Origin of the sequence: Variovorax fucosicus, assembly GCF_030316825.1 — a bacterium.
GTDB classification, from domain to species: domain Bacteria; phylum Pseudomonadota; class Gammaproteobacteria; order Burkholderiales; family Burkholderiaceae_C; genus Variovorax; species Variovorax fucosicus.
On the sequence record NZ_JASZYU010000001.1, the window covers coordinates 1,139,341 to 1,165,824 of the forward strand.

Sequence of the window (26,484 nt, forward strand, 5' to 3'; positions counted from 1 at the left end):
CATGCCCCTCGTCTGGCCCTCACACGAATTCCTGCCGGGCTACGTGGCCGCGCTCGAACGCGGCTGGTCACCCAACAACCTGCGCCCTGTCGCGCGCCAGGAAGAGCTCGACCTCATCCACGCCGACCCCGACGCATTTCTGGCAAGCCTGGTCGATCGCGAAGCCCTGGGGCCACCCGTTCGCATGCCCGATGGCTCCACGGTGCCCAAGCTGCCCGGCTACCGGCGCTGGATCTGGGACGGCGAATTCTGCGGCAGCATCGGCCTGCGCTGGCAGCGCGGCACCAACGATCTGCCGGTTTACTGCCTCGGGCACATCGGCTACGGCGTGGTGCCCTGGAAGAGCGGCAGAGGTTATGCGACTGCAGCGCTGCGCGAGTTGCTGCGCGAAGCGGCGGCCGAAGGGCAGCGCTATGTGGAGATCACGACCAGTCCGGACAACGTCGCCTCGCAGCGCGTGATCGCTGCCAATGGTGGCGTGCTGGTTGAGGAATTCGTCAAGCTGCCCTCGCTCGGCGGGACGCCCGAGCTACGCTTTCGCATTGCGCTCGCTTGACAGCAACACGCAATCCGCGCCGCAAGCTGCGTGTTGAGCCGCCCTAGCCCCTGCGTGCAGCGGCCCAGGCGCGCAGGATCTCGACGGCCTCGGCGTCGCGCCGTTGTTCCGCCGGCAGCGCACGCGCGGCGAACGGTGCGCCGGCTTCGGCGCGCAGCGCCTCCACATCGATCGGGTGGCGCGCCGCGACCGGCACGCCTTCGAATGCGGCGCCCGATTGCACCATCGAAGCCGCGTAGTAGAGCTGGCCGATGCCCGCGATGTGCATCGCCGCCGCGCACAGCGCGCAGGGCTCGCACGAGGTGTAGAGCGTGCAGCCGGCGAGGTCGACCGTCTTCAGGTTGCGGCAGGCATCGCGGATCGCCTCGATCTCGCCGTGCGAGGTCGGGTCGAAATGCGCGACCGAATGGTTGAAGCCCTCGCCCACCACGGCGCCATCCTTCACAACGACGGCGCCAAAGGGTTCGGTACCGGGCGTGTCGAGCGCCTGCGCGGACAGGGCCAGGGCACGCTGCATGAATTCGTCGCGGTACATCGTCATCCCATGCCCTCCAGCACCGACAGGATGTTGCCGGCCGGGTCGCGGAACCACGCGATCACCGGCCCGCCCGGATCGCGCGAGATGCCGTTGGCGTCGGTCTTCACCCCCCCGGGCAGGTCGTACACCTCGAAGCGCACGCCGCGGCGCTTGAGCTCGGCCACCGCCTGGTCCACGCTCTTCACGGGAAAGTTGAGGATGGTGAAGCTGGCCGGCGTGTGGTCGGGCTTGGCATACACCAGCACGTCGGTGCCGCCTCCCAGGTGCAGCGTCATCAGACCGTCGGACTCAGCCACGTCGAGCCCCAGCGTCTCGCCGTAGAAGGCCAGAGCCACGGACATGTCGTCCACCGAAAAGCCACTGAAGGCTTTGCTCTTGCTCAGCATCGGATTTCCTCAGGCATCGATCTCGTCATGTTATCGAGATCGACGACCTGCACCCCGTCTTCAAGAACCCGGGCGCTGCTCAGGGATGGGCGAAGCTGCGTTGACCGGCAGCGCCGTGTAGACCCGCGCGCCCCCAGCGGGCGCTGGCGCGCGGCCGGGCGCCAGTGCAAGCAGCCAGCGGCCGCGGATAGCCTCTTCCTGGCTTCCTGCCAGCCACGGCAGCGGCGACGCATCCGGCAGGCGCTCCAGCAACAGGGCGCCCGGCGCGGCGTGCGCCTCGTTGCGTTCGCAGCGCGCCGCCTCGTCTTCGGTTCCGAAGATCCGGACGACGAGCGTGTCGGCAGCTAGCGTGCCGCGCGCGGAGCGCACCTGGCAAACCCAGCGCGACAGCCCGCACAGGTGCGGACGCATGCGCGCACTCATCGGCGTGGGTTCGCGCAACAGGCGCTGGTAGGGTTCGCTCCCCAGCACCTGCGCGTCGCGCAAGCCGTAGAGCGTGAGGTAGCGCGGCCCAGGACTGCCAGGCACGCCCGCATAGCGCCGCGCCCAGAGCATGCCCGGCACCGTCAGCCGCTCGGGCACGTGCTCGTTGGCATGCCAGTCGTTGTAGGCCTCGTCAAGCTCGGGCGTGACGTCGTTCCACAGCACCAGCACCGCGCCGGCAGCCGCTTCACTCATCGCCGGGCTCCGGCTTGAGCAGTACCTTGCTGGCCAGTTTGCCGTGCGCCAGCGCGAACCCCTCGGCGGCCAGCGAAAGCGGCAGCACGTGGCTCACCATCGGCCGCAGCACGGCGTCCATCTCGCCCATCAGCGCGAGGGCCAATGGCCAGTCGGATTCGGGTGGGCGAAAGGAGCCGCGCAGTTGCTGCTGGTTGCGCACCAGCGGCGTCAGGTCGAGCGCGAGCGGCCGCGAATGGATGCCGGTCACCACAACGATGCCGTTGCGGCGCAGCAGTGCCAGCGCCTCGGTGATGGTTTCCGGCACGCCGGTGGCCTCGAACACGATGTCGAACGGCTCGCCGCCGGTGTGCGCGCCCACGCCCTCGGCGAGCGACCGCTTGGCCACGTCGACCAGCGCGTCGAAGCCCATGCGCTGCAATGCATCGAAGCGGGCTGCATCGTCGAAGCCGCTGACCACGACCTGCGCGGCGCCCGCACGGCGGGCCAGCGCCGCGATGCCCTGGCCGATGGTGCCCGGGCCCATCACCAGCACGCGCCGCCCGAGCACGTCGCCCGCGATGCGCAGTGCCTGCATCGAGATGGTGAGCGGCTCCGTGAGTGCTGCCAGCTCGTCGCTCAGGCTGTCGGGCACAGGCACGCAGTTGCGCAATGGCACGCGCACCCATGGTGCGAAGGCGCCGTCGCGCGTCATGCCGATGCCGCGGCGCCTTTCGCAGCCGTCGTGGTGGCCGGCGCTGCAGGCGGCGCAGACGCCGCAGGTGACGGAGGGACGCACGACCACGCGCCGACCCGCCAGCGGGCCGGCGTGTGCCACGCCGACGAACTCGTGGCCGATCGTGACCGGGATGCTCTGCGCGATGAAGGCATAGCTCGGCGTCCAGTCGTCCACGTGCAGGTCGCTGCCGCAGATCCCGGCTGCCGAGACCTTCACCAGCACGTCGGTCGTCGAGGCGTCCATCCCCGGTGCCGGCACGTCGACCAGCTCGAGGCCCGATGCGGGGCGCGTTTTTCGCAAGGCTTGCATGTTGGCGGCTCCGGTTCAGTCGATGCTGATGCCGACCTTCTTGATGATCGCGCCCCACTTGGCGCTTTCACCGGCGATGAAGATCCTGAACTCGTCGGGCGAACCGCCGCCGATGATCAGGCCCTGGCGGGCGAACGCCTCGCGCACGGCCGGGTCTTTCATGACTTCATTGAGATCCGCGTTGATGCGGCTCACTACATCGGGCGGCGTACCCGCGGCGCTGAACAGGCCGTTCCAAGCCAGCGCCTCGAAGCCGGGGTAGCCGGACTCGGCCACGGTCGGCAGGTTTTTCATGGTGTCGGTGCGCTTCAGGCTGGTGGACGCCAGCAGGCGGATGCGGCCACCCTCGATCAGCGGCAGCAGCGCCGGAGCGACGGTGAACAGCGCTTGCGTTTCATCCGACGCGACCGAGATGCCAGCTGGCGGGGATCCCGCGAACGGCACATGCGCGGCCTCGAAGCCGGCGACGCTCTTGAACAGTTCCATCGTCAGATGCGACGAACTGCCCGCGCCAACCGATGCGTAGTTGACCTTGCCGCCCTGCCCTTTGGCCCAGGCCACGAATTCGGGCAAGGTCTTCGCCGGGTTGCCGACCGGAACGGCGAGCACGTTGGGCTGCGACGAGGTCATCACGATCGGCAACAAGTCCTTCGCCGGGTCGTACGCCATCTTCTTGTACATGTGGGGGCCGAAGGCGATAGGCCCGTTGAAGCCGATGCCGAGCGTGTAGCCGTCGGCCGGCGCCTTGGCGACCGCGGCCATGCCGAGCATGCCGCCAGCGCCCGCCTTGTTGTCGACGACGACCGGCTGCTTCCAGCGCGTGCGCAGCTTGTCGCCGAGGGTTCTGGCAATGAAGTCGAGCGAACTGCCGGCCGGCGCCGGCACCACCAGCTTGACCGGCTTGGTGGGCCAGCTCTGGGCCGATGCGCCAAGGGAAAGGCCGCAGGCGACGAGAAAGGCGAGCGATCTCTTCATGGGTGTGTCTCCGTTCGGATTGCGACGCTTGGTGCGCCTGGAATGGGTGGAATTCTGGCGATTGAAGCGCGATATTCCAAACACCGATGCGCTATCTTCTCCATACCTGAAACGTATGGAGATGACCATGGAGCTGAGACACCTTCGCTATTTCATGGCGGTGGCCGAGACGGGCAACCTGAGCCGCGCCGCGGAGAAGCTGTTCATCGCGCAGCCGCCGCTGTCGGTTCAGATCCGCCAGCTCGAAGACGAGTTGGGCACGCCGCTGTTCGTGCGTCACCCCAAGGGCGTGCGGCTGACCGCCGCAGGCGAGGCGCTGGTGCCCGAGGCCCGCTACCTGCTGGATCGCGCGGCGCGCGTGAAGGAGCGGCTGCACGATGCCGCCAGCGGCGGCCACCTGGCGTTGGGTTTCGTGCCCTCGGCCAGCAGCACGGTCTTGCCGGATCTGCTGCGGCGGATGCGCAAGCAGCACCCGCACCTGAACATCGAACTGCGCGAAATGATCAGCAGCGAACAGGCCGAGGCCCTGGTGGCCGGCCATATCGATGCCGGCATTGCGCGCACCCAGCCGCAGCACCCGCGGCTGGCCGTGGCAGCCCGCATGGCCGACCCGTTCTGCCTTGCGATGCCGACCTCGCAAGCACACCGGAAGCCCGGGCCGGTCGACCTGCACAGCTTTGCCGACCACGCGTTCGTCGCTTTCACGCGGCACCGCGGGCCGGCCTATTTCGACCAGTCGATCCACCTGTGTGCGAAGGCCGGCTTCAGCCCGCGCATCCGCTACGAAGCCAGCACCGTGCACGGCGTGCTCGACCTGGTGGGCGCCGGCCTGGGCGTGGCGCTGGTGCCCGCTTCGTGCGCGCTGCTCGGCGCCAAGGGGGCAAAGTTCCGCGGCCTGCGCGGGCCGCATCCGGGCGAGGTGCTGGCGCTGCTGCAACGCAAGTCGGACGCGCACCCGCTGCTGCCGCTGGTCCAGGACGCCGTGCACGCCATCTTCGAGTCGCTCGAGCGGCGCGCCGGCGGCATGATGGTGTGAGTGCCGGCGGCTCGTTCCCGGATCGCGTGCGCCGCATCCGCCTGCACTCCCGATAATGGCGCGATGGTTCGCCCCGGCCAACAACTCCACCCCCATCGTGATCCGGCACCGTTGCTGCCGGCCGCGACGGTGTTGCTGTTGCGCGATACGGCCGAAGGCATCGAAGTGCTGATGACCCGGCGCTCCGAACACGCCAGCTTTGCGCCGGGCGCCTATGTGTTCCCGGGCGGGCGCATCGACGACAGCGACATCGAGGCCCGCCCCATCGCCACGCGGCGCCGCACCCAGAGCCGCCTGCAGCTGACCCAGTCGATCGCCGCGATCCGCGAGAGCTTCGAGGAGCTGGGCGTGCTGCTGGCGCGCCATCCCGATGGGCGCATGGTCAGCGGCGCCGAAGTGGCGGCAATGGACCGCAGCACGCCGCCGGAGATGTCGCTCGCAGCCCAGTGCGCGGTGCGCGGGCTGCGGCTGGCGAGCGACCAGGTCTTCACGCTCGCGCACTGGATGACCGACCGCGACCTGCCGAAACGCTTCGACGTGCCCTTTCTGGTGGCGCGCATGCCCGAGGGCCAGGTGCCGGTGGCGGACGAAACCGAGCAGTTCGAGCCCTGCTGGGTGCGCCCGGCCGATGCGCTGGCGCGCTTCGCGCAAAAGCGCTTTGCAATGCTTTTCCCGACCGTGCGCACGCTCGAGCGGCTGGCCGCTTTCGACAGCGTCGACGCGGTGCTCGCCGTCTGCGCGCGCGAACAGCCGCTGTGGACGAGCTGCCCGCGCGCCGGCTTGCTCGGCGGCAAGCAAGCGCGCTACATGGAGCACGAGGCGCCGTACGGCGAGCTCGCGCTGGTCTGCCCCGATGGCCAGATCCTGCATCCGCTCGACTGGCAGTGTCAGGAGCCGGTCAGGCTGCTCAAGAATGTGCAGCGCCTGACGGCGAACAACCCGAGCGCGATGACCGGGCCGGGCACCAACACCTGGATCGTGGGCGATGCTTCCACCGGCTACATCGTGATCGACCCGGGGCCGAACGACTTCGACCACATCGGCCGGCTCTGGCGCCTGACACAGGGCGACATCCGCGCGATCGTCTGCACCCACTCGCACGCCGACCATGCGCCGGGCGCGCTGCCGCTGCAGGCGCTGTGCCGGCAGCGGCCGCCGATCCTGGGCCTGCCCTCGGCGCCCACCGCGCGGGCCTCGGCGCGCTTCACGCCCGACCGCACGCTGCAGAATCACGAGCGCATCACGCTGGCGGGGCGGGCGCAGCAGGCGGATTCGGTATTGAGTGCCACGCACACGCTGCGCGTGATCCACACGCCGGGCCATGCCGCCAACCACCTCTGCCTGCTGCTCGAGGAAGACGGCCTGCTGTTCACCGGCGACCACGTGCTGAACGGCAGCACCACCGTGGTCGACCCGCCCGACGGCAACATGACCGCCTACCTTCACTCGCTGGATGTGCTCGACGAGGCCTGCGTGACGCACGGTGTCGAGTTCATCCTGCCGGCGCATGGCTATGTGCTGGGCCAGGCGCGGGCGGCGATCGCGCGGCTCAAGGCGCACCGCATGAAGCGCGAGGCCAAGATCGCCGCCGTCATGCGCCAGCTGCCCGACGGCACGCCCGAGGAATGGCTGGAACTGGCCTACGACGATGTGCCGTCGCGCATGTGGCCGGTGGCGGCACGCTCGCTCGAAGCCCATGTCGACCGCATCCGGCTGCTGACCCGAATATGAATCGACCCATGACTGACGAAGCAGAAGGTATCCGCCTGGCCAAACGCGTGGCGGCGCTGGCCGGTTGTTCGCGCCGCGAGGCCGAACTGCTGATAGAGAGCGGCGCCGTGCGCGTCGACGGCCGCGTGGTCGAAGTGCCGGCGCACCGCGTGCGCGATGCGCAGCAGGTGGAAATCGAGACCGGCGCGCGGCCGGGCGCCGTGGAGCCGGTGACGCTGCTGCTGCACAAGCCGGCCGGCATCGCCTTCAACGCACCGCTGCCGAAGCTGCTGGTGATGGCGCAGCACAGCGAAAGCGAGCGCTCGCAGCGGCCACCGCTGCAGCGCCACTTTGCCGGGCAGCACTGCTTCACCCCGCTCGAAACCGGCGCCAGCGGGTTGCTGGTGTTCACGCAGGAACTGCGCGTCGAACGCAAGCTGGTGGAAGACGCCGGGCTGATCGAAAACGAAGTGATGGTCGACGTGGCCGGCCCGGTCGATCCGCGCGCGCTGCACCGGCTCAACCAGTCGCCCGTGATCGACGGCCGCGCGATGCTGCCGGCGAAGGTCAGCATCGGCCGCGAGGCCGACGGGGTGACCGGGCTGCGCTTCGCGGTCAAGGGCAGCTGGCCCGGCCAGATCGCGCAGATGTGCGACATGGCCGGCCTGCGCATCGTGGCGATGAAGCGCATTCGCGTGGGCCGGCTGCCGCTGGCCGGGCTCGCGCCGGGCGAGTGGCGTTTCATGGCACCGAACGAACGTGTCTGACCTGAGGCTCACGCCTGGGCGAAGCACGCTCGCCGGCGTCGGCGCGCTGGTGGGCTGGCTCGCGCTTGCGCTGCAGCTCGTGCTGTCGATCCAGCTCGCGCTCGGCAACGCGCGCTCGGCGGGTTGGGGAGTGTTCATGTACTTCGGCTACTTCACCGTGCTGACCAACCTGCTGGCGGCAGTGGTGCTCAGCGCCGCGTGGACGCGCTCGACCGCCGCCTTCTGGCAGCTCTGGCGCCGGCCCGGAGTGACGACGGGAGTCGCGGCCTCGATCACCGTTGTCGGCCTGGTCTATTTCTTCGTGCTGCGCCACATCTGGGCGCCGCAGGGCCTGCTGTGGCTGGCGGACGTGCTACTGCATTACGTGATGCCGTTGCTGTTTCTGCTCTGGTGGTGGCTGGCCGTGCCTGCGCGGGGGCTGCGCTGGCGCGACCTGCCGTGGTGGTGGGCCTACCCGCTGGGTTACCTCGTCTATGCGATGGTGCGCGGCGCGATCTGGGGCGTCTACCCCTATCCCTTCGTCGACGTCGCCACGCTCGGCCTGGGGCGTGTGGCGGTCAACGCAGCGGGCATCCTGGCCGGTTATTCGGCGATCGCGCTGCTGCTGGTGGCGGTGGGCCGGGTCAAGCCCCGGCCCTGATCCGCCGACCGGAACGCGCCGGTAGACTCCCTCGCAGGAGGGAATTTTCATGAACGACGACATGCCGGTCGCACAGCCGCGCCCGCCCATCGAACAACATGCCGTGCGCTTTTCGGGCGACGGCGGCGAGTATTTCGGCGTCTGGATGGTCAACGTGTTGCTGACCATCATCACGCTCGGCCTCTACACACCCTGGGCGCGGCGCCGCACCGTGCAGTACTTCTACGGCCACACCGAGCTGGCCGACAGCCCGTTCGAGTTCACCGCGCCGCTGCGGCGCATGGTGGTCGGCTTTCTGCTGTTCGCCGCGCTGTATGTCGCTTTCGAGCTGGCGTCCAACACCGGCCAGGACACCGCCGTGGCAGCGATGCTGGTGGTCGGTGCGGCGCTGGCGCCGTGGCTCTGGGGCAGCGCGATGCGCTTTCGGCTCGGCCACACGCGCTGGCGCGGGCTGCGGCTGCAGTTCCAGGCCAGCTGGGCCGAGGTGTACCGGGCGAGCTGGCCGGTGTTCGCGCTGGCGGCGCTCTGGCTGGTGCTGGGCTTTGCCCTCGACCGCATGACGCCGCCCTCGCCCGCACAAGCCGGGGCATCGACGCTGGTCGCACAAGCCCAGGCCGCGCCGGATGTCGGCGCGCAGCAGGAAGACGAAGAAGACACGTCGTCCGTGGCAGACGACGCAGACGACGCGAAGCTGCCCAAGCTCCCGGTCGTCACGCCGGCGATGTGGGGCCTCGGACTGCTGGGTGTGGTGCTGAGCCTGCTGTGCCTGATCCGCCTCGAATACAACTACAAGAGCCTTCTGGTGCGCCGCACGCTGATCGGCTCGCAGGCCGGCCGCTGGAAGCCGGTGTACCGCGACTTCGTGCGGATCTGGCTGGCGAGCGTGGCCGTGTTCGTGCTCTCGGTGGCGCTGATCATCGGCGTGGTGGCGTTGCTGGGCGTGCTGTTCGGCGGGCTGGCCCTGCTCTCGGGCTCGCGCCCGATGGGCATGATGGCCATCGTGCTGGTGATGGCGCTGCTGTTCGGCGGCTTCCTCGCCGTCTTCCTCGCGGCCACGCCTGCGCTGGCCTACCGCGAGGCCCGCATGTTCCAGCTGATGTGGAACAACATCGGCGTGAGCGACATCGCGCGCTTTCGCACCGGGTTGGGAACCGGCGCCTTCGTCTGGCGGCGCATCCGCAATTCGATCTTCAGCGTGCTGACGCTGGGTTTCTACCGGCCGTTCGCACGCATCAACGAATACCACATGAAGAGCGAGTCGGTCACGCTGCACCTGCGCGGCGGGCTGGAGCCGCTGGTGGGCCAGTTGAGCCAGCAACAGCAGGACGGCTTCGGCGATGCAATCGGCGACGCGGTCGGCTTCGACCTGATCAGCTGACGGCATGGAACCCCTGCTGCGCGCGCGCTGGTTCGACGGGCTGAGCAGCCAGGCGCAGCCCGTGCTCGTGGGCCTCGCGCCCGGCCCGCGCGGCCCTGCGCTCCATCTGCACCCGCTGACCGCGGGCGGGGCGGCCCCACGCGTGTTCGCGCACGGTGAGATCGGCTGGCCCGAGGCATGGAATCCACGGCGCGCCCAGCGCACGGTGGTGGTCGACTTGCGCAGCGGCGGCAGCCTCGAAATCGACAATGGCGCGCAATGGCATGCCGCACTCGAAGCGGCCGGCGGGCGGCCCGGCCTCGCGCAGCGCATGCAGACGCACTGGCGCGTGTTCGCGGCCGTGCTGGTCGTCGCGGTGCTCGGCCTCTGGGCCTTCTACCGCTGGGGCACGCCCTGGGCCGCGGCGCAGTTGGCGCAGCACGTGCCGCTGGGCTGGGAGCAGCAGCTGTCGGCCGAGGCGATGCAGGAACTCGACGCAAGCTACCTGAAGCCGAGCAAGCTCGCGCCCGAACGCCAGGCCGAGCTGCGCGCGGCCTTCGACAGCCTGGTCCAGCAGATGGGCCCGGAATTCGCGCGCTACCCGGGCTATGCGCCGACCATGACGCTGGCGTTCCGCTCGGGCATGGGCGCCAACGCCTTCGCATTGCCGGGCGGCGCCATGGTCGTCACCGACGGGCTGGTCGAGGCTGCCCGCAAACGCAGCCTGGGCGACGATGCCCTGGTGGGCGTGCTGGCCCACGAGATGGGCCACGTGGTGCACCGGCACACGACCCGGCTGGTGGTCGAGCAGGGGGTGCTCAACGTCGGGCTGGGCCTGGCGATGGGCGATGTATCGAGCATCGTCGCCACCGGCAGCACGCTGCTGACCGGCCTGGCCTACCAGCGCAACCACGAGGCCGAGGCCGACTGCTTCGCCGTGGCACTGATGCGCAAGGCGCAGCGCCCGCTGGCGCCGATGGCCGACCTGCTGCTGGCAATCGACGGGCCGGAAGACGAAAAAGAAAGCAAGAAGGGGAAGGACGACAAACCGAAGGCCACGCCGCCCTCATCCTCTTCGTCCGCGCTGGCCAACCTGCTCAGCAGCCATCCGGCCACGGCCGAGCGCGCCCAGCGCATGAAGTCGGGGCAACTGCAGGGTTGCACCGCGCCCCGGTAAAAAAAGTGTGAAGCCCGCCGATAAGCCGGATTCTGTGCGTTGACGCTTCCTTGCGGTTGCGCCCACGTGACCGCCATTAATCTGGGCCGCCGGTCACCCGGACGGCTCGATGCCACCTACCCGCCAGCTCAGCGGAACCACCTCGATACTGGCCTACTTGGTGTTGCTGCGCGCAGAGATTGCCCGTTTCACCCGGCGCCGGGTTGCCCCTTTGCCGACTCGTCTCTGTTGCTCTGATCCTCACCTCACGGTGGAGAGTCGTTAACTCCTGCGCTGTCCTGTGCAGTCCGGACGTTCCTCCAGTGCGCTCTTTCGAGACTTGCACCAGCGGCGGTCTGGCGTGCTTCACGGAACGGATTATCTCGCCACAATGGCGATCCACTGTTTTGAAGATGCCAGGAGACCCTCCCATGAAAGCCCAGAACATCCTCCAGACCATCGGCAACACGCCGCACATACGCATCCAGCGCCTGTTCGGCGCTGCGAAACAGCAGGTCTGGATCAAATCCGAGCGCGCCAACCCGGGCGGCTCGATCAAGGATCGCATCGCCCTGTCGATGATCGAAGACGCCGAGAAATCGGGCGCGCTCAAGCCCGGCGGCACCATCGTCGAGCCGACTTCCGGCAACACCGGCATCGGCCTGGCGATGGTCGCGGCGGTCAAGGGCTACAAGCTGGTGCTGGTGATGCCCGACAGCATGTCGCTCGAGCGCCGCCGCCTGATGCTGGCCTACGGTGCAACCTTCGACCTGACGCCGCGTGCCGGCGGCATGAAGGCCTCGATCGCGCGGGCGGAAGAAATCGTCGCAACCACGCCCAATTCGTGGATGCCGCAGCAGTTCAACAACCCGGCCAACATCGAGGTGCACGTGCGCACCACGGCCGAAGAGATCGCGGCCGACTTTCCCGATGGCGTTGACGTGCTGATCACCGGCGTGGGCACCGGCGGCCACATCACCGGCTGCGCGAAAGTGCTCAAGGCGAAATGGCCCAAGCTCAGGGTGTTCGCGGTCGAGCCGGTGGCCTCGCCCGTGATCTCGGGCGGCGCGCCGTCGCCGCACCCGATCCAGGGCATCGGCGCGGGCTTCATTCCGAAGAACCTCGACGTGAGCCTGCTCGACGGCGTGATCCAGGTCGACGCCGAACCGGCGCGCGAGATGGCGCGCCGCTGCGCGGTCGAAGAGGGCATGCTGGTCGGCATCTCGTCCGGCGCCACGCTCGTCGCCATCGCCCAGAAGCTGCCCGAATTGCCCGCCGACGCGGTGGTGCTGGGCTTCAACTACGACACGGGCGAGCGCTACCTGTCGGTGGACGGCTTCCTGCCGGCGCTGCCGGCCTGACGGGCGGGCCTCATACCGGGCCTTTGGCGGCGGGCATCGCGCCCGCGCTTCGTGCTTGACGTTTCGGGGTTCGGGGTGCTCAGCGCGACGGTCACGCCGCCTCCAGGATCAGGGCGGTGAGGCACGCTGTCTGGCCTAAGATTCGCACCTTGCTTGATAACCACGAGCCGCACGATGATTCGCCTCTCCGAGATCAAACTCCCACTGGATCCGCCTTCCGATGCGCTGCCGCGCGCGGTGCAGGGCCTGCTCGGCGTCGAAGCAGACGCCGTCGCCCACATCCACGTGCACAAGCGCAGCTTCGATGCGCGCAAGGTAGACCTGCTGCAGGTCTACATCGTCGACGTCACGCTGGTCGACCCCGGCCGCGAAGCCGAATTGCTCGCTAAGCTGGCCGGCAACCCGCGCGTGACGCCCACGCCCGACATGGCCTACCGGCTCCAGGCGCAAGCCCCCGCCGGCCTGCCGGTGCGGCCGGTGGTGGTCGGCTTCGGCCCCTGCGGCATCTTCGCGGCACTGCTGCTGGCGCAGATGGGCTTCAGGCCGATCGTGCTGGAGCGCGGCAAGACGGTGCGGCAGCGCACCAAGGACACCTGGCGCCTGTGGCGCAAGAACGTGCTCAACCCTGAAAGCAACGTGCAGTTCGGCGAGGGCGGCGCCGGCACCTTCTCGGACGGCAAGCTCTACAGCCAGATCAAGGATCCGCGCTTCCTCGGCCGCAAGGTGATGGAAGAATTCGTCAAGGCCGGCGCGCCGCCCGAGATTCTTTACGTCGCGCACCCGCACATCGGCACCTTCAAGCTGGTGAAGGTGGTCGAGACGATGCGCGCGGAAATCATCGCGCTCGGCGGCGAAGTGCGCTTCGAGCAGCGCGTGATCGACGTGCGGATCGAAGACGGCCATCTGCGTGGATTGACCGTGCTCGACCAGGCCACCGGCGCCACCGGCGAACTGCGCTGCGATCACGCGGTGATGGCGCTCGGCCACAGCTCGCGCGACACCTTCGAGATGCTGCATGCGCGCGGCGTGCACATCGAGGCCAAGCCGTTCTCGATCGGTTTTCGCGTCGAGCACCCGCAGGGCCTGATCGACCGCGCGCGCTGGGGCCGCCATGCGGGCCATCCGCTGCTGGGCGCGGCCGACTACAAGCTGGTGCACCACGCGAGCAACGGCCGCTCGGTCTACAGCTTCTGCATGTGCCCCGGCGGCACCGTGGTCGCGGCCACCAGCGAGCCGGGCCGCGTGGTCACCAACGGCATGAGCCAGTACTCGCGCAACGAGCGCAACGCCAACGCGGGCATCGTGGTGGGGATCGACCCGGGCGACTTTCCAGGATGGGAACCCAATTCCTCCGGTGATGCGCTGGCAGGCATCGCCTTGCAACGCGAACTCGAATCCAACGCCTTCGTGCTCGGCGGCAGCGACTACCGCGCGCCGGGCCAACTGGTCGGCGACTTCGTCGCGGGCAGGCCCTCCACCGCGCTCGGCAGCGTCGAGCCCTCGTACAAGCCCGGCGTGACGCCGAGCGACCTGCACCAGGCCCTGCCCGGCTACGCCATCGAGGCGATGCGCGAGGCCTTTCCGGCCTTTGGCCGCAAGATCAAGGGCTTCGACCTGCACGACGCGGTGCTCACCGGCGTGGAAACACGCACCTCGTCGCCCATCAAGATCACGCGCGGCGAGGATTTTCAAAGCCTCAACGTGCGCGGGCTCTACCCCGCCGGCGAAGGCGCAAGCTACGCGGGCGGCATTCTCTCGGCGGGTGTCGATGGCATCAAGGTGGCGGAAGCGGTGGCGCGCGCGATCACGCAGGGCCACTGATAGCGCCGCCGGTGCTCAATAGAGCGACTTGCCGAAGCGGTTGAAACGCGGCTGCCAGTGGTCGAGGATGTCGGCCGACACCAAGATGCGCTCGGCGCGGCCGATCAGCAGCTTGCGCGGCACCAGGCCGAAGTAGCGCGAATCGGCACTGTTGTCACGGTTGTCGCCGAGCATGAGGAAGTGGTCGGCCGGCACCGTGACCGGGCCGAAATCGTCGCGCGCCGCCACGTCGGGCAGCCACTGGATCGTGCGCTGCGGGCTGCCAGGCGCAGCACCCTGCTCTTCCATGCGCAAGGCGCGCAGCCCGTCCACCACGCCAGGCACCGGCTCGATGCCCGCACCTTGCGGCACGTAGCTGTCGGGCTGGCCGTCGATGACCAGGCGCTTGTGGCGCATCTCGACCACGTCGCCCGGCAGCGCTACCAGCCGCTTGATGAGGCGCGTGCCGTCGGCTGGCGACGAAAAGGTCACGATGTCGCCGCGCTGCGGCTCGGCCGTCTTCGCGACGATCACATCGGTCAGTGGCACCTTGACGTTGAAGGCGAGCCGGTTGACGAACACCACGTCGCCCTCGAGCAGGTTCGGCCGCATCGACCCCGAGGGGATCGGGTTCCAGTCCGCCACTGCGGTGCGGAACAGGCCGAAGAACAGCAGCAGCACCAGAAAGCCGCGGTTGTCCCGGATCAGGCGCTGCAGCTTGGCCATGGCGTCCTCTTTAGCCCTGCTGGGCGTTCTGCAGTGCGGCGATGCGCTCTTCGATCGGCGGATGGGTCGCGAACAGCTTGCCGACCGCGCCGGTGATGCCCATCGCTTCCACGGCCTTGGGCAGCTCGCCGGCCGGCAGGCCGCCGAGGCGGGCCAGCGCATTCATCATGGGCTGCTTGCGGCCCATGAGCTGCGCGGCGCCCGCATCGGCACGGAACTCCCGCTGGCGCGAGAACCAGGCCACCACGATGGCGGCGGCGAAGCCCAGCACGATGTCGAGCACGACGGTCGTCACCATGTAGCCGATGCCCGGGCCCGACGAGCGGTCGTCGCCGCGGCGCAGGAAGGAATCGACCGCATAGCCGATCACGCGCGAGAGGAACACCACGAAGGTGTTCATCACGCCCTGGATCAGCGCCATCGTGACCATGTCGCCATTGGAGATGTGCGCGACCTCATGGCCGATCACGGCTTCCACCTCTTCGCGCGTCATACCCTGCAGCAGGCCGGTGGACACCGCGACCAGCGACGAGTTCTTGAACGCGCCGGTGGCGAAGGCGTTGGGCTCGCCCTCGAAGATGCCGACCTCGGGCATGCCGATGCCGGCCTTGTCGGCGAAGTTGCGCACGGTCTGCACGATCCAGGCTTCGTCGGGCGTCTGGGGGTTGTCGATCATGCGCAGTCCGGCCGTCCACTTGGCCATCGGCTTGCTGATCAGGAGCGAGATGATCGCGCCGCCGAAACCCATCACCAGCGCAAAGCCGAGCAGCGCCGTGAGGTTGAGGCCGTTGGCCGTGAGAAAGCGGTTGACGCCGAGCAGGCTGGCGACGACGCCAAGCACCGCCACCACCATGACGTTGGTCAGGACAAACAGAAGAATGCGTTTCAAGTTGATTTCTCCGTGGGGAAACGTTGGCGCGCAGTTGGGGGCCGGGCGGCCCGCTTCAAGCTGTGCTTCGACGCGGAACCGTGTTGGTTGTTGTTCTACTCAGAGGATCGGCGCGGCCGAAAAACGTCCGAGTCATCATAAAAGCAAAAGTTCTGGTTGGCGGCCCACCAGCCCGGTATGCCGAGAACGGGAAGGGTCACAAAAGGCTTGGCCGAAAGATGGACCGCATCGAGGGCGGCGGTGATCGCTGCGTCGTCGGCGGCGATCGATTTCGCAACGTCTGGCGCCAGCAGGACATGCGCCGTGGCCGCTTTCCTCGGCGCAACCAACTTCTCCAGCAGGGCATGGCCGAAAACGAGCAGGCGCGCCTGCTGCCAGAGCGCACGCTCGGTGACGAAAAGCCGCTGCCAGTCGCGCGCGATCAGCGCCTGCCAGAGCGCCGGCGGCGCATCGAGCACGGCGCCGTTCTCATCGAACAGCGTGAGCGCATCGCGCAGCGGGCCGCGCGTGGCGCCGATGCCGGCGCGGGCGATCTCGGCTGCCTGCAACGCGTTGAGCCGACGCTTGGCCTGCGGAAAGCGCAGCCATACCAGGCCGTTGAAGAAGTCGTGCAGGTTGTCGCGGGTGGGGACGGTGCCGGTGCGGTGGATGAAGGCTTCGTAGGCTTCGCCGGGCGGCAGTCGATCCTGCGGCACGAAGCGCGGGAGGCCGGCCTCGCGCACGGCCTGCAGCACCACCGTCGCGCCCCGCGCGCGATAGGGATCGAGCCAGGGCCGATTCCAATCGATCGCGCCGGCCGGATTCAAGCGGCCGTCGCGCCCGTCCATCGGATGCGGTCGGGATGCTGCAACACCGCGAACTCGTCGGTGAGCTTGTCGAACAGCTTCAGCGAGCTGCCGTGCTTGCCGAGCAACCCCGCCGCACGCAGGGCCTGGGCGGCATCGTTGAGGGCGACCTCCTTGCCGGTGCGCAGCGCGGGCAAGGCCTGCAGGATGAACTCGGCGGCTTCGGAGGGCGGGTTGGGCTGGCGGGCGGCTGCGGTCTTGCGGGCCGCGGTCTTTGCAGCGGTCTTCTTGGCGGCCGGTGCGGTCTTGGCAGCGGCCGTCTTGGTGGCCGGCCTGGCGCGGGTTTTCCGGGCGGGCGCAGGCGCCGCCGCAGCGGCCGGCCGGCTGCCATGGTGTTCGAGGTCGGTGAACGCGTCGTACGCGCCCACGGTCTCCTCGCCGGTCTTTCCCTGCTGGCCGATGCCGCAGACGCGGCAGCCCTTCTCGCGCAGCCGGATCACGAGCGGCGCGAAGTCGGAGTCGGACGACACCAGGTAGACCACCTGCGGGCGCTCTGCGATGGCCAGGTCGAGCGCATCGACGGCGAGCGCGATGTCGGTGCTGTTCTTGCCCGCAGCGAGGTTGACCATCGGCCGCACCGACAGGCGCTTGAACAGCGACTGGTGCTTGAGCGCGACCTCGGCCGTGCAGTAGGCACGCCGCACATGCAGCGCGCCGTGTTCGGCCAGCACCTTGTGCACGGCCTGCTCCATCACATCGGCCGAGACGTTGTCGGCGTCGATCAGCAGCATCACCTTCGGTGTCGTTGCGTTCATGCAAGCCTCCAGTTCAGTGTTTCGCCGCCGCGCAGCGGCTTGAGCAGGGCGTCGCCATACGGCACGGTCTCGGGCACCGTCCAGGCCTCGCGCTTGAGCGTGACTGTGTCGGTGGCGCGCGGCAGGCCGTAGAAATCGGGGCCGTGCAGACTCGCGAAGCCTTCGAGCTTGTCGAGTGCGCCGGCATTGTCGAAGGCCTCGGCATAGAGCTCGATGGCCGTCAGCGCCGTGTAGCAGCCGGCGCAGCCGAATGCGTGTTCCTTCAGGTGCGCCGCATGCGGTGCGCTGTCGGTGCCGAGGAAGAAGCGGTCGCTGCCGCTCGTTGCTGCCTCGACCAGTGCGATGCGATGGGTTTCGCGCTTGAGCACCGGCAGGCAGTAGTAGTGCGGCCGGATGCCGCCGGTGAAGATCGCGTTGCGGTTGTAGAGCAGGTGGTGCGCCGTGATGGTGGCGGCGGTAAAGCGGCCGGCATCGCGCACGTAGTGCGCGCCCTCTTTCGTGGTCAGGTGCTCGAACACGATCTTGAGCTCGGGGAAGTCGCGCCGCAGCGGCACCATCACGCGGTCGACGAACACCGCCTCGCGGTCGAACAGGTCGATGGCCGGGTCGGTCACCTCGCCATGCACCAGCAGCAACAGACCGTGTTTCTGCATGGCCTCGAGTGTCTTGTAGGTCTTGCGGACGTCGGTCACGCCGGCATCGCTGTTGGTGGTGGCACCCGCAGGGTAGAGCTTGAGGGCCCGCACGCCGGCCTCGGCGGCCAGCGCGATCTCTTCGGGCGGCAACCGGTCGGTGAGATAGAGCGACATCACGGGCTCGAACTCCACGCCCGGGGGAACCGCCGCGAGGATGCGGTCGCGGTAGTCCAGCGCCTGCTGCGCCGTGGTCACGGGCGGGCGCAGGTTGGGCATGATCAGCGCGCGGCCGAACTGGCGCGCCGAATGCGGCACCACGGCTTCGAGCGCGGCGCCATCGCGCACATGGAGGTGCCAGTCGTCGGGACGCAGGAGGGTCAGGGTATCTGTCATGGCTCGGGATTGTCCCATTCGCATGCCGGCAAACTGCGCCCGATCCTAGAATCGATAATCGATTCACACATATAAAAACAGATGGTCAGCAAGAAATCTGCGCCGGTGCGCCCGGTCGAGGACGATGCGGCGCCGGCCGACCCGCTCTTCAACCAGTCGCTCGAGAAGGGCCTGGCGGTGCTGCATGCCTTCGACGGCGCGCACCGGACGATGACCCTGGCCGAAGTGGCGGCACGCGCCGGCATGAGCAAGGCCTCGGCACAGCGAACGGTGCACACGCTGCAGGTGCTGGGCTACGTGGGCAAGCACGAGCAGACGCGCCGCTTCCAGCTGCGGCCGAAAATCATGGACATCGGCTTCAACTACCTCGCCAGCCATCCGCTGGTGCAGGTGGCGAACCCCTACCTTGCGCAGCTCGCCAATGCCAGCGGCGAAACGGCGAGTCTGACCGAACCGGTAGAGCTCGACATGCTGTACGTGGCGCAGCGGGTCACGAGCCAGTTCATTCCGGTCTCGACTCCCGTGGGTATGCGGATTCCGATGTACTGCACCAGTTCGGGTCGCGCCTGGCTCAGTTCGCTGCCGACCGAAGAAGCCAGGGCCATGCTGCAGCGCTCCCGGCGCGAAGCGCGCACACCGGCCACGCTGACCAACGTGAATGCCATCCTGGCGCGCGTCGCCGCCTGCCGCAAGCTCGGCTATGCGTACAACGCGGAGGAACTGTTCCTCGGGGACATGGGCATCGCCGCGCCGATCATCGACGGCAAGGGGCGCGCGCTCGGCGCGGTGCATGTGGCGCCGCCCACCAGCCGGTGGAGCCTGGAGGCTGCGCAGAAGAAGCTCGCGCCGATGGTGATCGAGTGCGCGCGCGCCATCTCCAGCGCCATCTCGCACTGACGCCCCCTGCACGCGCCTTGAGGCCGCGTGAATATATCGATTATCGATATCCATTTACCTTTAAACGATGCGTTTGAATGCAGAGATTGGCACAGCACTTGCTTCGCCAGACAACGGCTCCGTCCGACTTTGCAAACCATCTTTTAGAGGCCGCTCCATGAACCCGATGACGTCTTCCCAGCCTGCCAGGCACTTCTGGATCGGGCTTGTCGCCGCTTGTGCCGCCCTCGCCTGCGGCGCCGCCGCGGCCCAGGAAAAAACGCTGCGCATTGCCATGACCGCCGCGGACATTCCGCGCACGCTGGGCCAACCCGACCAGGGCTTCGAGGGCAACCGCTTCACCGGCATCCCGATCTACGACTCGCTCACGCAATGGGATCTGTCGAAGGCCGACGCGCCGAGCGTGCTGATCCCCGCTCTCGCGACCTCCTGGGCGGTGGACGCCAAGGACAAGACCAAGTGGACCTTCAAGCTGCGTCCCGGCGTCAAGTTCCACGATGGCTCGGCCTTCACGGCCGACGCCGTGGTCTGGAACGTGAACAAGGTGCTCGACAAGGAAGCGCCGCAGTTCGATCCGAGCCAGGTCGGCGTGACGGCCTCGCGCATGCCCACGCTCAAGAGCGCCCGCAAGATCGACGACATGACCGTCGAGCTGACGACCAGCGAGCCCGACGCGTTCCTGCCGATCAACCTCACCAACCTGTTCATGGCCTCGCCGGCGCAGTGGCAAAAGAAGTTCGATGCCGCCGCCGGCGCAACCCCCGCCGACAAGGCCAAGGCCGCCTGGACGGCCTTCGCCGCCGACCCGGCCGGCTCGGGCCCGTTCAAGGTCACCCGCTTCGTGGCGCGCGAACGCCTCGAACTCGCAGCCAACAAGACGTACTGGGACGCCAAGCGCGTGCCGAAGATCGACAAGGTCGTGATGCTGCCGATGCCGGAAGCCAATGCGCGCACCGCCGCGCTGCTCGGCGGCCAGGTTGACTGGATCGAAGCGCCGGCGCCCGACGCCATGCCGCAGATCACGCAGCGCGGCTTCAAGATCTATTCGAACGCGCAGCCGCACGTGTGGCCCTGGCAACTCTCCTTTGTCGAGGGCTCGCCCTGGCTCGACAAGCGCGTGCGCCAGGCCGCCAATCTGTGCATCGACCGCGGCGGCATGAAGCAGTTGCTCGGCGGCATGATGGCCGAGCCCAAGGGCACCGTGCCACCCGGCCACCCTTGGTTCGGCAAACCGACCTTCGACATCAAGTACGACGTGAAGGCGGCGCAGGCGCTGATGACGCAGGCCGGCTACTCGGCCGCCAAGCCAGTCAAGGTGAAGGTGCAGATCTCGGCTTCGGGCTCGGGCCAGATGCAGCCGCTGCCGATGAACGAGTTCGCGCAGCAGTCGCTCAAGCAATGCTTCTTCGACGTGCAGTTCGACGTGATCGAATGGAACACGCTGTTCACCAACTGGCGCAAGGGCGCGAAGGATCCGTCGGCCAACGGCGCCAACGCGACCAACGTGAGCTTCGCGGCGATGGATCCCTTCTTCGCGATGGTTCGCTTCGTGAGCACCAAGGCGTTCCCGCCGGTGTCGAACAACTGGGGCTATTACGGCAGCCCCGAGGTCGACAAGCTGGTGGCCGATGCGCGCACCAGCTTCGACGAAAAGGCCCGCGACGCCGCGCTGGCCAAGCTGCACGAGCACATCGTCGACGACGCGCCGTTCGTCTGGATCGCGCACGACGTGGGCCCGCGCGCGCTGTCGGCCAAGGTGAAGAACGTGGTGCAGCCGCGCAGCTGGTTCATCGACATCGCGACCATGACTATGGACTGACGGCGCTCGCCGCCGCCAGCCAAGCCAGCCTCAAGCCAGCCACCGATGTTTGCCTACCTGTTACGTCGCATCGTCTATGCGCTGCCGATCATGGTCGGCGTCGCGTTCGTGTGCTTCCTGCTCGTTCACCTGGCGCCGGGCGACCCGCTGGTTTCGATCCTTCCGCCCGATGCCTCGGCGGACCTGCAGGCACAGCTGCGCGAGCTCTACGGCTTCAACCGCTCGCTGCCCGAGCAGTTCGCGATGTGGGTGTGGCGCGCGATGCATGGCGATCTCGGCGTGTCGATTGCGAGCAACCGGCCGGTGGCCACCGAAGTGCTGACGGCGGTCGGCAACACATTGCGGCTCGCAGTGGTCGCGACCGTGATCGGCTTCGTGGTTGGCTGCCTGTTCGGCTTCGTCGCCGGCTACTTCCGCGGCTCCTGGCTCGACCGCTTCGCGTCGATGCTCTCGGTGCTCGGCGTGAGCGTGCCGCACTACTGGCTCGGCATGGTGATGGTGATCGTGTTCTCGTCGCAGCTGATGCTGCTGCCGGCCACCGGCGCCGGGCCGGGCGGCTCGAGCGACTGGGCCTGGGACTGGGATCACATCCAGTTCCTGGTGCTGCCGGCGATCACGATGTCGGTGATTCCGATGGGCATCATCGCGCGCACCGTGCGCGCGCTGGTGGCCGACATCCTCGACCAGGAATTCATCGTCGGCCTGCGCGCCAAGGGGCTCACGCACCTCGGCGTGTTCCGCCACATGGTGAAGAACGCGGCGCCCACGGCGCTGGCCGTGATGGGGCTGCAGCTGGGCTACCTGCTCGGCGGCTCGATCCTGATCGAGACCGTGTTCTCCTGGCCGGGTACCGGCTTCCTGCTGAACTCCGCGATCTTCCAGCGCGACCTGCCTTTGCTGCAGGGCACGATCCTTGTGCTGGCACTGTTTTTCGTGGTGCTGAACCTGCTGGTCGACGTGCTGCAAACCTTGCTCGACCCCCGCATTGCGAGGGCCTGACCCATGGCCACCCTGACTGCTTCTTCCGCCGCCGTCGACGTGAAACCGCTGCCGATGCAGCGCTCGCGCGGCTACTGGACGTCGGCCATGCTGCGCTTCACGCGCGACCCGGTCGCGATGGGCGCGGCCTTCGTGGTGCTGCTGCTGATCGGCCTAGCGGTGTTCGGCCCCTGGCTGGCGCCGGCCGATCCCTACGCCTCGTCGATGCTCAAGCGGCTGAAGCCGATTGGCACCGAGGGCCTGCCGCTCGGCAGCGACGAACTGGGCCGGGACATGCTGTCGCGCCTGATCGTCGGTGCGCGGCTGTCGCTCTTCATCGGCATCACGCCGGTGGTCTGCGCCTTCGTGCTCGGTGCGGTGATCGGCATCGTGGCCGGCTATGCGGGCGGCATCGTCAACACGCTGATCATGCGCACGATCGACGTGTTCTATGCGTTCCCGTCGGTGCTGCTGGCCATTGCGCTGTCGGGGGTGCTGGGTGCGGGCGTCTTCAACTCGCTGATCTCGCTGACCATCGTGTTCATCCCGCAGATCGCGCGGGTGGCCGAAAGCGTGACCACCCAGGTGCGCAGCCGCGATTACGTGGAAGCGGCGCGTGCCTCGGGCGCCAATGCCTTCACGATTGTGCGCGTGCACGTGCTCGGCAACGTGCTCGGGCCGATCTTCGTGTACGCCACCAGCCTGATCGCGGTGTCGATGATCCTGGCCTCGGGCCTGTCCTTCCTCGGCCTCGGCGTGAAGCCACCCGAACCCGAGTGGGGCCTGATGCTCAACACGCTGCGGACCGCGATCTACGTGCAGCCTTGGGTGGCGGCGCTGCCGGGGGCGATGATCTTCGTTACGTCGATTTCCTTCAACATCCTCTCCGACGGCCTGCGCTCGGCGATGGACAACAAGGGCTGAACGTGGAACTCTGCTCCTTTGTTGTTTGTGCTGGGTTCGACGTTCGCTGTTCAGGGCGCGCTCGCGCCGACGGGGTACCTTGCTCCGCGAATGTCCCCCGGCCTTCGGCCTCCTCCTTTATTTCGCTGCGCAAGGCACCCCATCGGCGTGATCAATCAGAGCGGTCGTTCATCGGCCAGCACTACAGCCGCGCCTCCCGTGCACAGGGCATCGGGTGCTCCCCGCAGCGAAATAAAGGAGGAGCCGAAGGCGGGGGACATTCGCGGAGGGGAGTACCCGGCGGCCTGTGCACGCGCCCCGAACAAAAGCACCCTGAACAAAAGCACCCGGCAACGCAACGCAGTGCTCACCGAAGGAGCGTGACCGCATGGATGCACTGAAAGACATCGGCGGCCCGGCGCAACCGCTGCTCACGGTGCGCGGCCTGCAGAAGCACTTCCCGCTCAAGAAAGACCCGCTGGGTCGCGGCGGCGGCGTGGTGCGCGCGGTGGACGGCGTCGACTTCGAGGTACTCAAGGGCGAAACGCTCGGCGTGGTCGGCGAATCGGGCTGCGGCAAGTCGACCACGGCGCGCCTCCTGATGCAGCTCATCGCACCGACCGCCGGCGAGGTCGTGTTCGACGGCCGCGCGGTCGGCAGCCGCGACCTGCCGCTGAAGGAGTTCCGGCGCCAGGTGCAGATGGTGTTCCAGGACAGCTACGCCTCCCTGAACCCGCGCCTCACGATCGAAGACTCGGTCGCGTTCGGACCGCAGGTGCATGGCGTGCCGAAGAAGGAATCGATCGCCCGCGCGCGCGACCTGCTGGTGCGCGTGGGGCTGGAGCCGCAGCGCTTTGCCGAACGCTATCCGCACGAGTTGTCGGGCGGGCAGCGCCAGCGCGTGAACATCGCGCGCGCGCTCGCGCTGCAGCCGCGCATGGTGATCCTCGACGAGGCCGTGTCGGCGCTCGACAAGTCGGTGGAGGCACAGGTGATCAACCTGTTGCTGGATCTCAAGGCCGAGTTCGGCCTCACCTACGTCTTCATCAGCCACGACCTGAACGTGGTGCGCTACATGAGCGACCGCGTGATGGTGATGTACCTGGGACAGGTCTCGGAGATCGGCCCGTCCGGTGCGCTCTACGAGACGCCCGCGCATCCCTACACGCGCGCGCTGCTGTCATCGATGCCCTCGATGGATCCGGATCACCGCACCGAAGAAGCCGCGCTGGCGGGCGACCCGCCGAACCCGATCAACCCGCCCTCGGGCTGCCGCTTTCACCCACGCTGCGCGATGGCCGCACCGGTCTGCAGCGAACGTGTGCCGGCGCGCGTGCTCGCGGGCGCCGCGCAGGCGGTGAGCTGCCTGATGTACGAACCCGGCAGCGGTCACCCGAATGCACTGCCGCTCGCAAAGGCCGCCTGAGCATGAACACCACGAACACCGCCGAGCCGATGGTCAGCCTGCGCGACCTCAGCGTCACCTTCACCGGGGGCCGCAAGCCGGTGCACGCGGTCAGCGGCGTAAGCCTGGACGTGCAGCGCGGCGAGGTGGTGGCGCTGATCGGCGAATCGGGCTCGGGCAAGAGCGTGACCATGCGCACCATGCTGCGCCTGCACCCCGAGCGCCGCACGCGCATGGGCGGCCAGGTGTGCGTGGCCGGACGCGATGTGCTGGCGATGTCGCAACGCGAGATCACCGACTTCCGCGGCAAGGTCGCGTCGATGATCTTCCAGGAACCGCTGCTGGCGCTCGACCCGGTGTACTCGGTCGGCGCGCAGATCGTGGAATCGATCCGCCGGCACGAGCCCGTGTCGGCCGCCGAGGCGCACCAGCGTGCACTCGAGCTGTTCGAGCGCGTGCGCATTCCTAGCCCCGAGCGGCGGCTTGCGGCCTACCCGCACGAGATGTCAGGCGGCATGCGCCAACGCGCCATGATCGCGCTGGCGTTGGCCTGCAGGCCGCAACTGCTGCTGGCCGACGAGCCGACCACCGCGCTCGATGCCACCGTGCAGATCCAGATCCTGTTGCTGCTGCGCGAGCTGCAGCGCGATCTCGGCCTCTCGGTGGTGTTCGTCACGCACGACATCGGCGCCGCGGTCGAGGTGGCCGATCGCATCGCCGTGATGTATGCGGGCCGCATCGTCGAGGAAGGCACCACGCGCGAGCTCATCCGCTCGCCGCGCCATCCGTACACCATCGCGCTGCTCAAGAGCCGCGCCCACGGCGCGATGGCGCGCGGCACTCGGCTCGAGACCATCGGAGGCGCACCACCGGATCTCTCGGCGCTGCCGCCGGGCTGCGCATTTGCCGAGCGCTGCACGCTCGCCACCGACGCCTGCCGCGCGGCGCAGCCGCCCGCCATCGAACTCGCGCCGAACCACCGGGCGCGCTGCATCCGGATCGACGCCGCGGCCGCCATCGCACCGACCGTCGTCGCCTGACCTTCACCCACCGCACCATGCCCCTGCACGACCCTGCCCACGCCTTCGTCCCCTACCCCGATGTGCTGGTGCCGCGCGCTGCGACCGGCCCGCTGGCCGACCTGAGCTTCGGTGTGAAGGATCTGTACGACGTGGCCGGCTACCCGACCGGCGGCGGCAGCCCGTTCCTGCTCGCGATGTCGGGCATCAAGACCACCACCGCGCCGGCCGTGCAGAGGCTGCTGGATGCCGGTGCGCGCTTCGTCGGAAAGACCGTGACCGACGAGCTCGCGTTCTCGATGAACGGCAACAACGCGCACTTCGGCGCACCGGTCAATGGCGCCGCGAAAGACCGCATCACGGGCGGCAGCTCGTCGGGCTCGGCCTCGGCCGTGTCGTCAGGCCTGTGCGACTTTGCGCTGGGCAGTGACACCGGCGGCTCGGTGCGCGCGCCGGCGAATCACTGCAACCTGTACGGCCTGCGGCCGACGCACGGCCGCATCAGCCTCGCGGGCGTGCTCGACCTGGCGCCGAGCCTCGACACCTGCGGCTGGTTCACGCGCGATGTCGGCACCTTCGCGCGCGTGGCCGACGTGCTGCTGGGCACCGATGCGTCGCCGCTGCCGACCCCGGTGCGGCTGCTGTGGCCCGAGGACATCTGGGCGATGCTCGACGCCCCCGTTGCCGCAGCCTTGAAAGGCGCCGCCGACCAGGTGCAGGCGGTGCTGGGCACGGCCAGCCCGGTGAAAGCGATCGCGCTCGGCGACTGGGACGCGATGTACTGGAACTTCCGCTACGTGCAGGCGCGCGAAGCCTGGCTCACCGACGGCCCGCTGATCGAGCGCTACGCGCCGCCGCTCGGCCCTGGCGTGGCCGAACGCTTTGCCTGGTCGCGCGACGTGACGGACGCGCAGGTGAATGGCGCCCGCGCCTTCCGCGCGAAGTTTCGCGAACAGCTCGCCGCATTGCTCGGCCACGATGGCGTGCTGCTGATGCCGACCATGCCCGACATCGCGCCGCTGCGCGCCGCGCCCGAAAGCAGCCTCGAGGACTACCGCAACAAGGCCATCCGCATGCTCTGCGTGGCCGGGCTCAGCGGCTTTCCGCAGTTGTCGATGCCGCTCGCGCAGCGCGATGGCGCGCCGCTGGGCATCTCGCTGCTCGGGCCGGCGGGTTCGGACCGGTCGCTGGTCGGTCTGGCGGAACGCATCGCCGCCTGACCCCCACCCGCGC

General features: G+C 68.5%; 26 protein-coding genes and 1 other RNA gene. 16 read left to right on the forward strand and 11 right to left on the reverse strand.

Features of this window, described 5'->3' with window-relative positions:
- The first annotated feature begins 1 nt into the window (after window position 1).
- Window positions 2–556, forward strand: a complete 555-nt coding sequence (locus QTI05_RS05320) for a GNAT family N-acetyltransferase (RefSeq protein WP_286623208.1) — start codon at window positions 2–4, stop codon at window positions 554–556.
- A gap of 43 nt (window positions 557–599) precedes the next feature.
- On the opposite strand, the gene QTI05_RS05325 is transcribed toward QTI05_RS05320, so the two are convergent.
- The 5 genes from QTI05_RS05325 to QTI05_RS05345 are packed head-to-tail and all read right to left on the reverse strand — an operon-like array spanning window position 600 to window position 4,160.
- Window positions 600–1,097: a nucleoside deaminase gene (locus QTI05_RS05325; protein ID WP_286541658.1), complete on the reverse strand. Its 498-nt coding sequence runs from the start codon at window positions 1,095–1,097 to the stop codon at window positions 600–602.
- Window positions 1,094–1,480 (reverse strand): VOC family protein, encoded by a 387-nt coding sequence (locus tag QTI05_RS05330; protein ID WP_286541657.1) that lies wholly within the window; start codon window positions 1,478–1,480, stop codon window positions 1,094–1,096. The genes QTI05_RS05325 and QTI05_RS05330 overlap by 4 nt, the downstream gene beginning before the upstream one ends.
- A gap of 60 nt (window positions 1,481–1,540) precedes the next feature.
- Window positions 1,541–2,158 (reverse strand): DUF4286 family protein, encoded by a 618-nt coding sequence (locus tag QTI05_RS05335; protein WP_286623209.1) that lies wholly within the window; start codon window positions 2,156–2,158, stop codon window positions 1,541–1,543.
- Window positions 2,151–3,185, reverse strand: a complete 1,035-nt coding sequence (locus QTI05_RS05340) for a zinc-dependent alcohol dehydrogenase (protein ID WP_286623211.1) — start codon at window positions 3,183–3,185, stop codon at window positions 2,151–2,153. The genes QTI05_RS05335 and QTI05_RS05340 overlap by 8 nt, the downstream gene beginning before the upstream one ends.
- Window positions 3,186–3,200: 15 nt before the next feature.
- Window positions 3,201–4,160: a Bug family tripartite tricarboxylate transporter substrate binding protein gene (locus tag QTI05_RS05345; protein WP_286623212.1), complete on the reverse strand. Its 960-nt coding sequence runs from the start codon at window positions 4,158–4,160 to the stop codon at window positions 3,201–3,203.
- 127 nt (window positions 4,161–4,287) lie between these two features.
- Between QTI05_RS05345 and QTI05_RS05350 the strand changes: the two genes are divergently transcribed.
- The 6 genes from QTI05_RS05350 (at window position 4,288) to QTI05_RS05375 (ending at window position 10,847) form a co-directional block, all read left to right on the forward strand.
- Window positions 4,288–5,196 carry a LysR family transcriptional regulator gene (locus QTI05_RS05350; protein ID WP_286623214.1) on the forward strand — a complete coding sequence of 303 codons (909 nt, stop codon included), beginning with the start codon at window positions 4,288–4,290 and terminating at the stop codon, window positions 5,194–5,196.
- 63 nt (window positions 5,197–5,259) lie between these two features.
- Window positions 5,260–6,927 carry an MBL fold metallo-hydrolase gene (locus QTI05_RS05355; RefSeq protein WP_286541652.1) on the forward strand — a complete coding sequence of 556 codons (1,668 nt, stop codon included), beginning with the start codon at window positions 5,260–5,262 and terminating at the stop codon, window positions 6,925–6,927.
- A gap of 8 nt (window positions 6,928–6,935) precedes the next feature.
- Window positions 6,936–7,673 (forward strand): RNA pseudouridine synthase, encoded by a 738-nt coding sequence (locus QTI05_RS05360; RefSeq protein WP_286623216.1) that lies wholly within the window; start codon window positions 6,936–6,938, stop codon window positions 7,671–7,673.
- Entirely contained in the window at window positions 7,666–8,313 is a 648-nt protein-coding gene (locus tag QTI05_RS05365) for a Pr6Pr family membrane protein (RefSeq protein WP_286623218.1), read from the forward strand. Before QTI05_RS05360 ends, QTI05_RS05365 begins: the two co-directional genes overlap by 8 nt.
- Before the next feature lie 49 nt (window positions 8,314–8,362).
- Window positions 8,363–9,691: a YjgN family protein gene (locus tag QTI05_RS05370; protein ID WP_286623220.1), complete on the forward strand. Its 1,329-nt coding sequence runs from the start codon at window positions 8,363–8,365 to the stop codon at window positions 9,689–9,691.
- A 4-nt stretch (window positions 9,692–9,695) separates the two neighbouring features.
- On the forward strand, window positions 9,696–10,847 hold the full coding sequence (locus QTI05_RS05375) for a M48 family metallopeptidase (protein WP_286623222.1): 1,152 nt from the start codon (window positions 9,696–9,698) through the stop codon (window positions 10,845–10,847).
- Window positions 10,848–10,852: 5 nt separating this feature from the next.
- Here the strand turns inward: QTI05_RS05375 and rnpB are convergent.
- An RNA gene (gene rnpB / locus QTI05_RS05380) (RNase P RNA component class A) lies at window positions 10,853–11,194 on the reverse strand.
- 63 nt (window positions 11,195–11,257) lie between these two features.
- On the opposite strand from rnpB, the gene cysK reads away from it, so the two are divergent.
- Window positions 11,258–12,187 carry a cysteine synthase A gene (gene cysK, locus QTI05_RS05385; protein WP_286541647.1) on the forward strand — a complete coding sequence of 310 codons (930 nt, stop codon included), beginning with the start codon at window positions 11,258–11,260 and terminating at the stop codon, window positions 12,185–12,187.
- Window positions 12,188–12,361: 174 nt separating this feature from the next.
- Window positions 12,362–14,008 (forward strand): NAD(P)/FAD-dependent oxidoreductase, encoded by a 1,647-nt coding sequence (locus QTI05_RS05390; RefSeq protein WP_286623223.1) that lies wholly within the window; start codon window positions 12,362–12,364, stop codon window positions 14,006–14,008.
- 15 nt (window positions 14,009–14,023) lie between these two features.
- On the opposite strand, the gene lepB is transcribed toward QTI05_RS05390, so the two are convergent.
- From lepB to pyrC, 5 genes are all read right to left on the reverse strand, one after another.
- Complete coding sequence (gene lepB / locus QTI05_RS05395) at window positions 14,024–14,713, reverse strand: signal peptidase I (RefSeq protein ID WP_286623224.1); 690 nt, start codon at window positions 14,711–14,713, stop codon at window positions 14,024–14,026.
- Between the two features lie 10 nt (window positions 14,714–14,723).
- Entirely contained in the window at window positions 14,724–15,602 is an 879-nt protein-coding gene (gene htpX / locus QTI05_RS05400; protein WP_286541643.1) for a protease HtpX, read from the reverse strand.
- 95 nt (window positions 15,603–15,697) lie between these two features.
- Window positions 15,698–16,429: a DUF3025 domain-containing protein gene (locus QTI05_RS05405; RefSeq protein ID WP_286623226.1), complete on the reverse strand. Its 732-nt coding sequence runs from the start codon at window positions 16,427–16,429 to the stop codon at window positions 15,698–15,700.
- Entirely contained in the window at window positions 16,405–17,202 is a 798-nt protein-coding gene (locus QTI05_RS05410; RefSeq protein ID WP_286541641.1) for an NYN domain-containing protein, read from the reverse strand. The genes QTI05_RS05405 and QTI05_RS05410 overlap by 25 nt, the downstream gene beginning before the upstream one ends.
- Window positions 17,199–18,230 carry a dihydroorotase gene (gene pyrC / locus QTI05_RS05415; RefSeq protein ID WP_286623228.1) on the reverse strand — a complete coding sequence of 344 codons (1,032 nt, stop codon included), beginning with the start codon at window positions 18,228–18,230 and terminating at the stop codon, window positions 17,199–17,201. The genes QTI05_RS05410 and pyrC overlap by 4 nt, the downstream gene beginning before the upstream one ends.
- A gap of 81 nt (window positions 18,231–18,311) precedes the next feature.
- On the opposite strand from pyrC, the gene QTI05_RS05420 reads away from it, so the two are divergent.
- The 7 genes from QTI05_RS05420 (at window position 18,312) to QTI05_RS05450 (ending at window position 26,471) form a co-directional block, all read left to right on the forward strand.
- On the forward strand, window positions 18,312–19,127 hold the full coding sequence (locus QTI05_RS05420; RefSeq protein ID WP_286623229.1) for an IclR family transcriptional regulator: 816 nt from the start codon (window positions 18,312–18,314) through the stop codon (window positions 19,125–19,127).
- Between the two features lie 166 nt (window positions 19,128–19,293).
- The gene (locus QTI05_RS05425) at window positions 19,294–20,946 is read left to right on the forward strand and encodes an ABC transporter substrate-binding protein (RefSeq protein ID WP_286623366.1); all 1,653 of its coding nucleotides are present in this window, start codon (window positions 19,294–19,296) and stop codon (window positions 20,944–20,946) included.
- Window positions 20,947–20,991: 45 nt separating this feature from the next.
- Window positions 20,992–21,945 carry an ABC transporter permease gene (locus QTI05_RS05430; protein WP_286623231.1) on the forward strand — a complete coding sequence of 318 codons (954 nt, stop codon included), beginning with the start codon at window positions 20,992–20,994 and terminating at the stop codon, window positions 21,943–21,945.
- A 3-nt stretch (window positions 21,946–21,948) separates the two neighbouring features.
- Window positions 21,949–22,848 (forward strand): ABC transporter permease, encoded by a 900-nt coding sequence (locus QTI05_RS05435; protein WP_286623233.1) that lies wholly within the window; start codon window positions 21,949–21,951, stop codon window positions 22,846–22,848.
- 367 nt (window positions 22,849–23,215) lie between these two features.
- Window positions 23,216–24,253, forward strand: a complete 1,038-nt coding sequence (locus tag QTI05_RS05440; RefSeq protein ID WP_286541635.1) for an ABC transporter ATP-binding protein — start codon at window positions 23,216–23,218, stop codon at window positions 24,251–24,253.
- A 29-nt stretch (window positions 24,254–24,282) separates the two neighbouring features.
- On the forward strand, window positions 24,283–25,272 hold the full coding sequence (locus tag QTI05_RS05445) for an ABC transporter ATP-binding protein (RefSeq protein ID WP_286623367.1): 990 nt from the start codon (window positions 24,283–24,285) through the stop codon (window positions 25,270–25,272).
- A 17-nt stretch (window positions 25,273–25,289) separates the two neighbouring features.
- Complete coding sequence (locus QTI05_RS05450) at window positions 25,290–26,471, forward strand: amidase (RefSeq protein ID WP_286623234.1); 1,182 nt, start codon at window positions 25,290–25,292, stop codon at window positions 26,469–26,471.
- Window positions 26,472–26,484 lie beyond the last annotated feature (13 nt).